Here is a 13131-nt window from a genome sequence, read left to right as displayed (position 1 = left end):
CTGGCGGTCTGCGTTGTACCCCAGTGTTTCAGGGTACCTGTAGCGACCTGTAGCGGAAATTTTGCTGGAGGCCCGGGGAGGGTGTATTCCGCTCGCCTGCCCGCTTGCCGGAGCTCGAATGGTCGATAGCACGGATCTCGCGCAGGTCCTCCACGAGGCGAATGACATCGCGAAGAGCGTGGTCCAGAAGGTCACCTCGGCGCATGTGCTGCTGGCCCTCTTCACGGTGGAGAACCGGGCCCAGCTCCTCCTCAAGGAGCGGGGCGTGGACGAGGACGGCCTCCTCCAGCTGCTGACGTCGGCCCCGGCCGAGCCGGACGGGCTGGTGCGGGAGCTGCGCGAGAAGGCCCGGGAGATTGCCACCAGCCTCGGCTCCGGGGAGGCGGACTGCCTGCACCTGCTCATCGCGGTGACGCGGGTGCGCTGCGCGGCGCACGAGCTGCTCCTCCAGGCCGGCCAGGACCTGGCGACGCTGCGGACGACGGCCATGGCCTACTTCACCAGTGGGCGGATGCCGCGCTTCCTCCAGACGGGCCGCGCGCACGCGCTGGGCTCCCGCCCCCCGGTGAGCCGCCCCGTGGGCGCCCCGCCCTCGCCCCTGCCCGCCTCCACGGTGGCGGTGAGCATGCCGCGCTCCATGCCCGGCGCGCCTCCCGCTCCCCTGCCCTCGCGCCCGTCGCGTCCCACGCCGGCGCTGTCGCCCCGGGACCTCATCGACGTGGATGAGCCGGAGGCCCTGGACGACGTGCCCGTCGCGCCGCCCGCCCCGCCCATGGCCCGGGCGGTGCCGCCGGCACCGCTGCCGCTGTCCACTCCAGCCTCGCGCCCGGTGGTGCCGCCGGCTCCGGCGTCTCCTCTTTCCCAGGCTCAGGCCCCGGCGCGTGGCGTGTCGGTGGTGCTGGACCCCAAGGTGTACCCGCTGCTCACCTCGCTGGGCCGCAACCTCAGCGAGGCGGCCCGCGACGGGAAGCTGGACCCGGTGGTGGGCCGCGCGCGGGAGGTCGAGGAGGTCATCGACATCCTGGGCAAGCGCCGCACCAACAACCCCTGCCTGCTGGGTGAGCCCGGGGTGGGCAAGACGGCGGTGGTGGAGGGCGTGGCGCAGCGGCTGCTGGGCCTGCGCGGCACGCTGGCGGAGAAGGTGCTGGTGGAGCTGGACATGGCCTCGCTGGTGGCCGGCACGCAGCTGCGGGGCTCGTTCTCCGAGAAGCTCAATGCGCTGAAGGAAGAGGTCCGCCGCGCCGAAGGCCGGGTGGTGGTCTTCATCGACGAAATCCACACCCTGGTGGGCGCGGGCTCCACGGGCGAGGGCCCGCAGGACGCGGCCAACGAGCTGAAGACGGCCATGGCGCGGGGCGAGTTCCCCTGCATCGGCGCCACCACGCACGACGAGTACCGCAAGTTCATCAGCGCGGACCCGGCGCTGGAGCGGCGCTTCACGGCGGTGGTGGTGAACGAGCCGTCGGTGCCGGAGACGGTGGAAATCCTCCAGGGCATCATCGGCCGCTACGAGGAGCACCACGCGCTGCGCTACCTGCCGGAGGCGCTGGAGGCAGCCGCGTCGCTGGCCAGCCGCTACGTGACGGACCGGTTCATGCCGGACAAGGCCATCTCCGTGGTGGACCTGGCGGGCAGCCGGTGCCACCGCGAGGGCCGCGAGGTGGTGGAGGCGGCGGACGTGGCGCGGGTGGTGGCGAAGCTGGCGGGCGTGCCCGAGGAGCGGCTGTTGATGAACGACTCGGCGCGCCTGCTCCGGCTGGAGCAGGACCTGTCCGAGCGCGTCATCGGCCACACGGACGCGGTGGCGCGGATTGCGCGGGTCATCCGGCGCAACTACGCGGGCTTCGCGTCGCGGCGGCCCATGGGCAGCTTCCTCTTCCTGGGCCCCACGGGCGTGGGCAAGACGGAGATGGCGCGGGCGCTGGCGGAGGTACTGTTCGGCAACCGGGACGCGCTGGTGCGGCTGGACATGAGCGAGATGGCCGAGGCGCATGGCGTGTCGCGCCTCATCGGCTCGCCCGCGGGCTACGTGGGCTTCGGCGAGGGCGGCCAGCTCACGGAGCCGGTGCGCCGCCGGCCGTCCTCCGTCGTCGTGCTGGACGAAATCGAGAAGGCGCACCGAGAGGTGCAGATGCTGCTGCTCCAGGTGCTGGAGGAGGGGCGGCTGACGGACGGCAAGGGCCGGCACATCGACTTCTCCAACACGGTCATCGTGATGACGACCAACCTGGGCGCGGAGGCGTTCTCCCGCACGGGCCGGCCGGTGGGCTTCGGCGCGGACGCTGCGGGCCCGGCGAGCGCCATGGACCAGGCGTCCTCCGTCGCGCGCAAGGCGCTGCCGCCGGAGCTGTGGAACCGCATCGACGAGCGGCTCCCCTTCCGCCCGCTGGAAGAGGTGGAGGTGGCGCGCATCGCCACTCTGCTGCTGGAGCAGAGCAGCAAGCGGCTGGCGACGGAGCGCGGCATCCAGTACGTCGCGGGCGAGGACGTGGTGGGCCACCTGCTGAAGTCCGGTGGGTTCGACCCGCAGCTCGGCGCGCGGCCCATGCGGCAGATGGTGCAGCGGCTGGTGGAGGCCCCGCTGGCGGAGCGCATCCTCGCCGGTGAGTTCGCCACCGGAGACAGGGTGCGCATCGAGGTCCAGGCCGGTCAGCTCCAGTTCCAGCGGGAGCGATGAGCCGCGCCGCCCGGCGTCCGCCCGTGGTCACCACGGGCAGTGTCCAGCCAGCTCCAGGCGGAGCGAAACGCCCCGCGGCCAACTCAGCGCAGCATCCGGCTGCGGGCAGCGCGGGCAAGGGCCAGACAGCTCCGGGGCAAGCGAAGCGCCCGACCGCCGCTCGCTCCGCGCGGAGTCCGTCCCAGCCCATCGTGGATGAAGGCTGGACAGCTCCTGTGGAATCAAAGCGCCGGACTGCCGCCCGCTCCGCCCGGCGCCCGCCCGTCGTCATCGTGGGAGCGGGCCGGCTCGGTGGAGCGCTCGGGCTCGCCCTGCGCGCGAAGCGGTGGCCGGTGTCTCTCCACTCACGCGGAGCCGAGGGACGGCAGCGGGCCAAGGCCCTGGGACTGAAGCACGCCACCCCGGCGGACCTGCGGCGCGCGCGCGTCGTCATCCTCTGCGTCCCGGACGCGGCGGTGCCGTCGGTGGCCACGGAGCTGTCCGCCACCCTCCCCCGCACGGCCGCGCTGGTCCACACCGCGGGCGCGCTGTCGCTCGACGCGCTGGGCCCGGAGCAGAAGGGCCGTGCCCGGGGCTCCTTCCATCCGCTCTGCGCGGTGTCTTCACCCCGGGACTCGCTCGTCGGACACACGGCGGCGGTGAGCACCCGCTCCCGCGCGCTGCGGGACGTGCTGCGCCGCATGGCCGCGGACGTGGGGCTGAGCGTCATCGACGTGCCCGAGGCGCACCGCGCGGCCTACCACGCGGGCGCGGTGATGAGCGCGGGCGGGCTGGTGGCGCTGGCGGACGCGGCGGTGGCCGCGCTGGGAGTGGCGGGCATCTCCCCCGACGCGGCGCTGGCGGCCCTGCTGCCGCTGATGCGCTCGGCGCTGCGGGGGCTGGAGGCCCGGGGACCTTCGGGCGGGCTCACCGGTCCCATCGTCCGGGGGGACGCGGGCGTGGTGGCGGCACACCTGGGGGCGCTCCCGGAGGACGTCGCCCCGCTCTACCGGTTGCTGTCGCGGCGCGCGCTGCGGCTGGCCGGAGAACGGCTCAGCCCCGAGTCACGCGCCGCGCTGGAACGGCTGCTGCTCAGGTCGTGAGCGGAAGCCTTCGCCGGAGCCACTGCTGCTCGGGGTCGTGAGCAGTGGCTCCGAAACGCGTGCTCAGGTCGTGAGGATGAGCGGCGAGCCCTGGAGCGCCTTGCGCACCACGGCCAGGGCCTGCTCGGACGCGGCCTCCGCCTCGGTGAGGCGGCGCAGGCACAGCTCGCCCTGGACCTGGGTCACCGAACGCTTCAGGTCGGTGAGCAGCGTGAGCGCGGCCTGGAGCATCTCCTTGCCCTGGGGCGAGTCACCGGCCGGCTTGCCGGCGGCCTTCGCCACGTACTCGCCGAAGCGCTTGATGGTGTCCGCCGTCGCCGCGGGGTCGAACTTCTCCAGCAGCGGCTTGATGCGGGCGGAGTTGATGCGGATGAGCCGCAGCGCGCCCACCTTGCTGAACCCGGGGTGCACCAGGCCGATGTCGCTCATCTCGAAGGCGCCCAGCAGGCCCTCGTCCGGAGCCTGGTGCGCGTGCGGCACCACGTCCACGAAGAGGGGCAGCGGGTCCGCGCCCTGCTTGAACATCTCCACCTCTTCCTCGTCCAGCGGCGGGAAGCTCGGCGGGTTGCCGATGAAGAGCAGCGGCAGGACGATCTCGTGCCAGAAGTCCTCGGGCGCCGAGCCCGTGCCGCCCACGGTGCCCTGGAGGTGGGCCATCAGCTCGGCCAGGCGCGGGGCGCGCTCGGCCTGGTCGATGAGCGACTTGGTCGCGTCGAGGCGCTGGAGGGACTGGACGATCTGCCCGTCGAACTGCTGGCGCGCCTCCTGCGGCAGCGGCGGCTGGGTGCGGCCCAGCGCGTTGCGCACGTCACGGGCCAGCACGTCCGGCTTCGTCTCCAGGGCCGTCTTCGCCTTGGCGGGGTCCAGGACGACGAACTGGAGGAAGCCCGGGTCGAACAGGCGCTGGTAGTCCAGGGGCGACAGCTTCGGCGCCTGACCGCTCAGGGGCTGCGCGGGGTTGACGCCCAGGCGCACCTGCCCCAGCGAGCGGCGGATGTCCGCGGCCAGGTCGTCCAGCCGCGCCAGCTTGCCCTGCCCCAGCGAGTCCATCACCGCGCCGAATGGCGACAGCATGATGATGGCGTCGGGGAAGCCCAGCGTCGCGCCCTCGGGCGAGTCCCGGTTGGGGAACCAGAACGCCTGGTGCTCCTGGATGAGGCGCAGGGCGAAGGCCCCGGCCAGGCCGAGCGCCAGCGTCTGGTGCTCCGGCTTGTTCACCTGGAACGGGCCGCCCAGCAGCTTGATGACGGCCTTCTCCACCTCCTGCCACGGCGCCTTGAGCAGGTCGAGGGGCTTTCCCTCGGACTTCTCGAGCGCGGCGGCGACCTGGAGCTGCGCCTGGTGGACGTGCTGGGGAACGGGATGGCCCTGAGGGGCGGGTTCGGACATGGAGGAATCCAGGATCGAAAGGGAGGCGACGCGCCCCCCAATACCGTGAAAAACGCGGTCGTGGCTACGATTTGTGCCCGTATAGGATGCCTCCCATGCCCGCCCCCCGCCGGCTGCCTCCCTGGCATGCCCTGGCCTCCTTTCTCCTGCTGACAACCGTGGGGTGTGCCTTCGTCACACCTCGTTTCCCGCAGAACATCCAGGCGTCCTTCGCGCGGGACGAGATGCGCAAGCTGACGACGGAGTCGCTGGAGCTCTACTACCCGGCGCACCTGAGAGGCCCGGCGCTGCGGATGGCGTCACGGCTGGAGGGCTGCGTGGCCCGGCTGCGCGGGCACACCTGGGACCAGAAGCCGAGGGCCCGGGTGCTCGTCTACCTGACGAGCTCTGACTTCAACAACGCGTACGTGGTGCCGGACTACGCCAGCACGCCGCAGCAGATGGTGATGCCGGTGAACGTGTCGCTGGAGCTGTTCCACCTGTTCGGCCTGGGCGAGGTGGACATCGGCGACGTGGCCTGCCACGAGGCCGTGCACTACGTGCAGCTCCAGCAGACGGACGGCCTCTGGGGCTTCCTCAACCTGGTGACGGGAGGCCTGTTCCAGCCCAACTCCTTCACGGAGTCGTGGTTCCTGGAGGGACTCGCCACGTACTACGAGGGCCGCTTCGGCAAGGACACCGGGCGCCCGCACAGTCCGGTGTGGCGGGGCTGGTACGCGTCGGTGGTGGAGGCCCGCGGGGGCCGGTTGAATCCGGGCTACCTCTCGTCGGAGCACCGGGCGCTGGACCCGTTCGGCGGCAACTACATCACGGGCATGCACTTCGTGGAGTACCTGGCCGCGAAGTACGGCGAGAAGCGGCTGTGGCGGCTCGTGGACGACCAGGGCGACTCCATCGTCCCGCCGCTCGCGGTGACGCTGCGGTTCAAGCGCGTCTACGGGAAGGACATCGGCTCGCTGTTCGACGAATACACGCGCGAGCTGCGCAAGGGCCTCGTGGCGCGCCAGCGGCCGGCGTCGCAGCAGGTCTGGTTGGCGGACGCGGGCTACTTCTCGCGGCTGGCGTCGCATACGGGGAGCGGTGCCACGGCGCTGGTGAGCGTGGGGCGTGAGGACTACTCGCGCCTCACGGTGCGCGAGCCGGACGGGCGCGTGCGCTTCGAGCGGCCCCTGGTGAACCTGCTTCCCGGGCGGAGCTGGGTGCTGGGGTCCCCGTCACTGGTGAGCGGCATGTCCTTCACGGCGGACGGCGCATGGCTCTTCCTGTTGATGGCGGACCTCGACGCGGAGGGAGGCTACGAGGCACGGGTGTGGAAGGTGGATGCGCGCACGGGCGACGTGGTGCGGACGTGGGATGGTCTGAAGGGGCTGGGCGGGAGCGTGACGCCGGATGGCTCGGCGTACGTGTTCGTGAGCCTCGAGGGTGACACGGCCAACGTGGTGCGGCTGGAGCTGGAGACGGGACGGCGCGAGGCGCTGACGCACTTCGAGGCGAGCGCGCCCGTGGGGCCGCCGGCCGTCGCTCCGGATGGCGCGCGGGTGGTGTTCCCCTTCGCCGGGAAGGACGGCTGGGACCTGGTGCTGCGCGAGGCGGATGGGCACCTGCGCTGGCTGACGCAGGACGGGCTCTTCAACTACTCGCCGCGCTGGCTGGACGATGAGCGCCTCGTGTTCCTGCGCGAGCACGATGGCCGGCTGCAGGCCCACGTGATGACGGTGGCCACGCGGGACGTGGTCCGCATCACGGATGTGCCGCACCTGGCGCTGGACGTGAGCCCGCTCGGCAAGGATGAGGTGGCGTTCCTCAATCGCGCGGGGACGGTGTTCACCCTGGACCGTGCACCGGTGAAGCCAGTCGCCGAAGCCCGGGAGCAGCAGGCGGAAGCGCCACCAGTTGGGAGCACCCCGCCGGCGCCCCCCACAGCGCCCCCGCTGGTGGCCGGGGTGTCGTCCCCTCCGGCCCCGACCTCCGGAACGGAACGTCCATTCCAGGAAGCCGGCGCCGCGCCGGAGGCCCCGCCCTCCGGAACGGAACTTCCATTCCACCAGCCCGACGCCGGGGCGCCCCAGGAGTTCTCCGAGTTCCCGGGTACGGCCTCGCAGCCCGGGGCACCCGAGGAGACCGCACCGCCACCGGACAGCCCCGCCGCTCTCACGCCCACGCAGGAAGCGCCGCCCACCAGCACCGATACGCCCCTGGCACTCGCGGCCCTGGATGCGCCCGTGGGCGCGCCGCCTCCGGACCCGGGCGCGGAGCTGAACATTCTCGAGGACGAGCCCTACTCCACCCTGGAGGGCTTCTTCATCCCCGAGTTCCGCCTGCCCTACCTCCTGGTGGCAGCGGACGAGGTCGAGACCGACCGGACGCTGTACAGCGGAGGCCTGGCGCTGTCGGGGCAGGACCGGCTCGGCTTCCACGGGTACTCGCTGCTCCTCTCGCTGAACTCGGAGGAGGACGAGCCGAGCGTGTCGGTGGCGTACGGCAACGCGCAGCTCGCGCCCTGGTACGTACAGGCCTCCGTGGCGCGCGTCCGGGAGAACGAGCGCACGGACCTGCAGGCCACGCTGTTCGGCACGCGCACCTTCTGGACGACGCCGGTGACCATCGGGCTGCTGGCGCTGCGGCGCGAGTACGACGCGACGGACCGCTTCCCCGGTCTCCAAACGCAGCTGATTGGCCCGGAGGTGTCCGTCTCGTACTTCGCGGGAGAGTCCACGTCTTACGGCGGCACGCAGCGGGGGCTGGGGCTGACGGTGGCCGGAGGTGTGTACCCGGGCGCCTTCCGGCGTGACTCGACGATGGGCGACGTGCGCCTGGGCCTGGACGCCTTCGCGGGCGGCCTGCCCTTCACGGGCAACGACAACCTCCAGCTCACGGCGGTGGGCCGCTTCCTCCCGGGTGCCCCGTCCGGCCTGCTGGAGGTGGGCGGCATCAGCGCGGGTCAGCTCTGGTACAGCAGCCGCGACTCGACGGAGACGTCGAGGCTGCCGCTGGAGCTCCAGCCGGGCATCGCCTTCAGCGAGTACCTGCGAGGCTACGAGGACCGGACGACGCGGGCGCGCACTGCGCTCATCGGCTCCGCCACGTACCGCTACCGGGTGCCCATCGACTACGGCTGGGCGTCCACGCTCTGGATTCTCCCATCACTCTTCGTGAGCGACTTCGAGATGGAGGGCTTCGGCTCGGTGGCGCGCACGGACAACCGGGACAACCACGGGGCGGTGGGAGGCTCGGCGGCGCTGCGCCTCACCTTCGGGCAGACGGTGCCGGTGTCCCTCTTCTACCAGTACGCGTACCGCTTCGACCGGGGCCTGGGAGACCTGCACCTGTTCGGCTTCGGCCTCTAGCGGCGCGTCCCCAGCCCGTACAGCCCGCGCGCCCGCGCGTAGGCAATGGCCCCCGAAGGCACCAGCTCCGAGGGCTCCACGCCCTTGGCGAGCAGGTCTCTCACCAGCGTGGAAGACACCTCCGACAGCGGAGGTCCAATCGTGTCCGGCGCCGGGTAGCCCGCGCGGTAGAGCACCAGCACGCGCGCCATCTCCCGGATGCGGTCGAAGTCCTTCCAGTGCGGCAGGTCCTTGAGGATGTCGCTGCCGATGATGAGCGACCAGCGGACCTCCGGGTAGCGCTTCACCAGCAGCGACAGCGTGTCCACCGTCCGCCCGGTGAGCCCCGGCTCGCGCTCAATCAGGCTCGTCTTCAGCCAGCCCGACGACTCCGCGCAGAGCGCCTCGCACATCGCCACGCGATGCTCGAAGGCCTCCATCTGCTTGCCGAACGGGTGCTGCCAGGACGGCATCAGCCACACCTCGTCCACGCCCTGGGTGGCGTGCACGTACGTGGCGGCCATCAGGTGTCCCACGTGGGGAGGGTTGAACGAGCCTCCGAGGAGCGCGACCTGCAAGTCTGGCCTCCCGTCACTTCAGGGTCAGCTTCGAGGACTTCTTCTCCAACACAATCAGCTGCGGCTCCAGCACCACGTGCCCGTCCAGCCGCAGCGCGGAGAAGCGCAAATCGTGCCCCACCTTCTCCAGCAGCGCGCACGTCTGCTCGGCCGCGCCTGCCAGCCGTCCCGGCGTGAGGAAGTAGCGCGGGCCAATCTGCACCACCTTCGGCTCCGGCTCCTTCCCGTGGATGAACACCGCCGCGTTCAGCAGGTCATCCCGCGTCAAATCGTTCTTGTCGTGCACGACGCAGCAGAGCGTGTCGCCCACCAGGTCCATCGCCTTGTTGTTGATGGAGGGGTCCCGGTACTGGAGCGACTCGCGCTCCGGCACGCGCACGAAGCGCTCCATCACCAGCCGCCGGTCGTTCTCCGACGCCACGTCCGCGGGCACGGCCTCCCGGGCCGGGGTGCGCGGCAGCGCGTCCTGCGTGCCCAGCCAGCTCGACACGTCCGCCAGGAAGTCCGCGTCCGAGTACTCGCGCCCGCCCCGGCTCTTCTGCCGCCGCCAGAGCACCCACTCGTCCAGGTCCGTGTAGCGCGCCCCCGTGAAGACGAAGCGGCGCGCGCCCCGGGAGCGCAGCAGCTCATAGGCCGCGTCGAAGGCCTGGAGGTCGCCGTGGCTATCGGAAAAGACACCAATCACGTGGAAGTGGTCCCCCCGCTCAAGCGTACAGCAGGTAGGAGGCCCTTTGCTTCGCGAAGGCCTCGGACTGGGCGGAGAACCCCTCCACCAGCCGGTCCAAAGGCCACCCCGCCTCGATGCCGCGGCGCACCTGGTCCGTGCCGCACAGCAGGTCGAACGCGGGCACGTCCTCGACGAACTCGTACGCGTCCGCGCGCCAGCCGAACTTCCCCGGACCGATGTCGTGCAGCGCCTGGAAGATGGCGATGCCCGTGCGCAGCGGCAGGAAGGCCTGCCGGTCCGTCACGTGGATGAAGGCGCCGTTGCAGGACTCGCCCTGGTACTTGTCGAACGTCGGGGTGAAGCCCACCGCGCGGAAGGCCACGCCCGGCAGGTCCTCCTTGGCCAGCCGCGCCAGCAGCGCGTCCGTGTCCACCCACGGCGCGCCGAACTGCTCGAACGGGCGGCAGGTGCCACGGCCCTCGGAGACGTTGGTCCCCTCCCCCAGGCACATGCCCGGGTACACCAGCGCGGTGTCCGGCGTGGGCATGTTGGGCGACGGCGAGATGAAGGGCAGCCCCGTCTCCGACCAGAACTGGCCACGGCGCCAGCCCTCACACGGCACCACCGTCAGCTCGCAGCCGAAGCCCTCCTGGGTATTGAAGAGCCGGGCCAGCTCCCCCGCCGTCATGCCGTGGCGGTTGGGCAGCGCGTAGAGCCCGACGAAGGAGCGAAAACCCTCTCCCACCAGGTTGCCCTCCATCGCCACGCCATTGAGGGGGTTGGGCCGGTCCAGCACGTAGAAGGGCACGCGCGCCTTGGCCGCGGCCTTCATGGCCAGCGCCATGGTGTAGACGTAGGTGTAGTACCGGCTGCCCACGTCCTGGATGTCGAAGACGAGCGCGTCCAGCCCCTGCAGCCACTCCTGGCGGGGGGACAGCGACTCGAAGGTGGAGCCGTAGAGGCTGTGCACGGGCACGCCGGTGCGCCTGTCGCGGGCCTCGCCCACGGCGACCATGTACTGCGCCTCGCCGCGCACGCCGTGCTCCGGCCCGAAGAGCGCCGCCAGCTTCGCGCCCCCGGCGGAGCCAGCCAGCAGGTCCGCCAGGTGGTGGAAGCGCGAGTCCACGCTGGTGGGGTTGACGATGGCGCCCACGCGCTTCCCCTTCAGCGCGGAGAAGCCCTGCTCCACCCAAACGTCCAGTCCCGTCTTCACCTTCGTCACGGCGTGTCCTTCCTCAGTCCTTGAACTTCTTGAGCGCGTCGTCCGCGACCTTCTTCGAATTGCACTTCATGAAGCTGAGCATCCCGTCGCCCGACTCGTCGTCCGGACCGCCGTCCTCGGCGAGGTCCTCCAGCTCCCCCACCGCGCTCTCCAGCTTCAGCCGCGCGACGGTGGCCACCGCCGCGACGCGGACCCCACACTTCGGGTGCTCCAGCAGGTCGATGATGCGGTCCTCGGCGTCGCCATTGTCCGCCTTCACCGCGCGGGCGTAGTGGTCCAGCGCGCTCCCCGTGTTCCCCGTCGCCTCCGCCAGCCGGCCCTGGAGGTACTGGTTGCGGCCCGGGTCCTTCTCCTGCTGGATGAGCGCCCTCGCCTCCCGGGCCCGCTGGTGCCGCTCCCCATCCGGGGCGTCCTCCACCGCCTGGATGGCCCGCATCGCCGCGCCTCCGCTGAAGGCGACCACGGCCACGCCCGCCACCATCACGGCCAGGCCCAGCCCCACGACGACGCGCCGGCGCTCGCGGACCCGCGTCAGCACGCGCGCGCCCAGGTCCGGGGGCAGCCCTTCCTTCAGCCTCGAGAACAAGGAACCGCCCGCCGACCGCGCCTGCTGCCCCAGCGCGGAAGCTCCCGCCGCCGCGCGCTGGCCCAGCACCGAAGCGCCGGCCGCCGCCCGCTGCCCCAGCACCGAGGCCCCCGCCGCCGCGCGCTGGCCGAGGGCGGACAGGTCCACCGGCGGCCCCAGCGACGACTCGGGGACGCGGGACAGGGCCAGGTTTCCGAAGGGCGGCATCGTCTCGGTGCCCGGCGCCACGGCGATGGCGGCGGCCGAGGGCGCCTCCACGCGGTACGGCGCGCGGGGCACGTGGAAGACGCGAATCTTCCCGGGGATGCCCTTCAGCTCGAAGGCGCCCACCTCCTTCGAGGGCACCTCCGCCTTGTTCATCGCCAGATAGACGGCCTCGGTGAAGTACACCTCGCCGGCCTCGGCGAGCCCCTCCACGCGGGCGGCGATGTTGACGGGCTCACCGAAGACGTCGTTGGCCTCCAGCCGCACCTCGCCCACGTTGATGGCCACCCGCACGTGGAGCTGCTCCTCCTCGGGGGTGTTGCGGTTGTGGTGCCACAGCCGGTCCTGGATGGCGATGCCGCTGAGCACCGCCTGGGTGGGCGACTCGAAGGTGACGAGGAAGGCGTCGCCGATGGACTTGATGATGCGGCCGCCAAACGCCTTGAAGAGGGGCGCCAGCAGGGCGTTGTGGACCTGCAGCAGGCGCTGGTTCTCCTCCAGCGTCTGCCGGCTGGTCCGCTCCGTGAAGCCCTTGATGTCGGTGAAGACGATGGCGAGGTTGGCGGTCTTCAAAGCGGGCGCAGTGTACGTGCCACCGCCCGGGGTGCAATCGCCACGACCAGGTGGATGCCCGCCCGCTGTCAGCGGCGTGAAGGCTTGAGGTCACGCATGCGCCGCTTCGGCGCCGGCTCCATCGACTTGCGGATCTTCTGGGCCAGCTGCGGCCGGCCCGTGCGCTCGTAGAAGTCGGCCAGCCGTCGGAGCACCAGGGGGCTGTCCGGCTGGACGCTCCTCGCGGCCAGCAGCTCGTTCTCCGCGTCCAGCTGACGCTCCTGCTTCTCCAGCACCTCGGCCAGCTGCAGGCGCACCTGCACCCACTCCGGCTTCGCACGGGCGAGGTAGCGGTAGTGCAGCTCCGACTTGAGCCAGTCCCCCAGGGTGGCCCACAGGCCGCCGAGCCGGAATCGGGCGTCCTCGTAGGAGTTGCGGTGCTGGACCGCTTGTTCATATGCCCGGACGGCCTGGAGGGTGTCGCCCCGCTCCTCCCAGAGCAGGCCCCGCAGGTACCAGGCCCGGGGGTTGGTGGGGGCCATGCTGGACACGACGTCCAGGTGGGCCTCGGCCTGCTCCAGGGCTCCGCCCATCTTCAACAGGAGGCGGGCCGCCTCCAGGCGGGGCAGCTCCCAGGATGGCCGGGAGCGGACCAGGGCCTCCACGGCCGCGAGCGCGCCGGCATCGTCGCCGGCGGCCTCCAGGGCCAGGGCGTCCGGGAGGGACGTCGGCGCGGCGGCGGACACGGGGGGCGCCGTCAGGGTGGACGGCTCCGCCGCGTCAGTCGCGCCCGCGAGCATCATGGCCGCCACGAAGAACGCCTTCATGCGCGGCCGATAATAGGTCCG

At 71.8% G+C, this 13131-nt stretch carries 9 protein-coding genes; 3 read left to right on the top strand and 6 right to left on the bottom strand.

Annotated elements, in window-relative coordinates; genetic code table 11:
* The first annotated feature begins 118 nt into the window (after positions 1-118).
* Complete coding sequence (locus LXT23_RS10935; RefSeq protein WP_253980057.1) at positions 119-2677, top strand: AAA family ATPase; 2559 nt, start codon at positions 119-121, stop codon at positions 2675-2677.
* 215 nt (positions 2678-2892) lie between these two features.
* Positions 2893-3759 carry a DUF2520 domain-containing protein gene (locus LXT23_RS10930; RefSeq protein WP_253980056.1) on the top strand — a complete coding sequence of 289 codons (867 nt, stop codon included), beginning with the start codon at positions 2893-2895 and terminating at the stop codon, positions 3757-3759.
* Between the two features lie 63 nt (positions 3760-3822).
* Here LXT23_RS10930 and LXT23_RS10925 read toward each other — a convergent pair whose 3' ends face one another.
* Positions 3823-5148, bottom strand: coding sequence for a hypothetical protein (locus tag LXT23_RS10925; RefSeq protein ID WP_253980055.1), 1326 nt, complete (start codon positions 5146-5148; stop codon positions 3823-3825).
* A 95-nt stretch (positions 5149-5243) separates the two neighbouring features.
* Between LXT23_RS10925 and LXT23_RS10920 the strand changes: the two genes are divergently transcribed.
* Positions 5244-8495 (top strand): hypothetical protein, encoded by a 3252-nt coding sequence (locus tag LXT23_RS10920; protein WP_323378886.1) that lies wholly within the window; start codon positions 5244-5246, stop codon positions 8493-8495.
* Here LXT23_RS10920 and nadD read toward each other — a convergent pair.
* The 5 genes from nadD to LXT23_RS10895 form a co-directional block, all read right to left on the bottom strand.
* Complete coding sequence (nadD, locus tag LXT23_RS10915; protein WP_253980053.1) at positions 8492-9052, bottom strand: nicotinate (nicotinamide) nucleotide adenylyltransferase; 561 nt, start codon at positions 9050-9052, stop codon at positions 8492-8494. The two genes, LXT23_RS10920 and nadD, sit on opposite strands and share 4 nt — an antisense overlap.
* A 13-nt stretch (positions 9053-9065) precedes the next feature.
* A complete protein-coding gene (locus tag LXT23_RS10910) occupies positions 9066-9737 on the bottom strand; it encodes a hypothetical protein (protein WP_253980052.1) in 672 nt (223 codons plus the stop codon).
* Positions 9738-9756: 19 nt separating this feature from the next.
* Positions 9757-10941, bottom strand: a complete 1185-nt coding sequence (locus LXT23_RS10905; RefSeq protein ID WP_253980051.1) for an exo-beta-N-acetylmuramidase NamZ family protein — start codon at positions 10939-10941, stop codon at positions 9757-9759.
* Between the two features lie 13 nt (positions 10942-10954).
* Positions 10955-12304 carry an adenylate/guanylate cyclase domain-containing protein gene (locus LXT23_RS10900; RefSeq protein WP_253980050.1) on the bottom strand — a complete coding sequence of 450 codons (1350 nt, stop codon included), beginning with the start codon at positions 12302-12304 and terminating at the stop codon, positions 10955-10957.
* A 68-nt stretch (positions 12305-12372) separates the two neighbouring features.
* Entirely contained in the window at positions 12373-13110 is a 738-nt protein-coding gene (locus LXT23_RS10895) for a tetratricopeptide repeat protein (RefSeq protein ID WP_253980049.1), read from the bottom strand.
* Positions 13111-13131: the final 21 nt, after the last annotated feature.

The organism is Pyxidicoccus xibeiensis (assembly GCF_024198175.1).
In the GTDB taxonomy this organism is placed as follows: domain Bacteria; phylum Myxococcota; class Myxococcia; order Myxococcales; family Myxococcaceae; genus Myxococcus; species Myxococcus xibeiensis.
The sequence above is the reverse complement of the archived record's forward strand: the minus strand, read 5'-3'. Positions and strand labels throughout refer to the sequence as shown.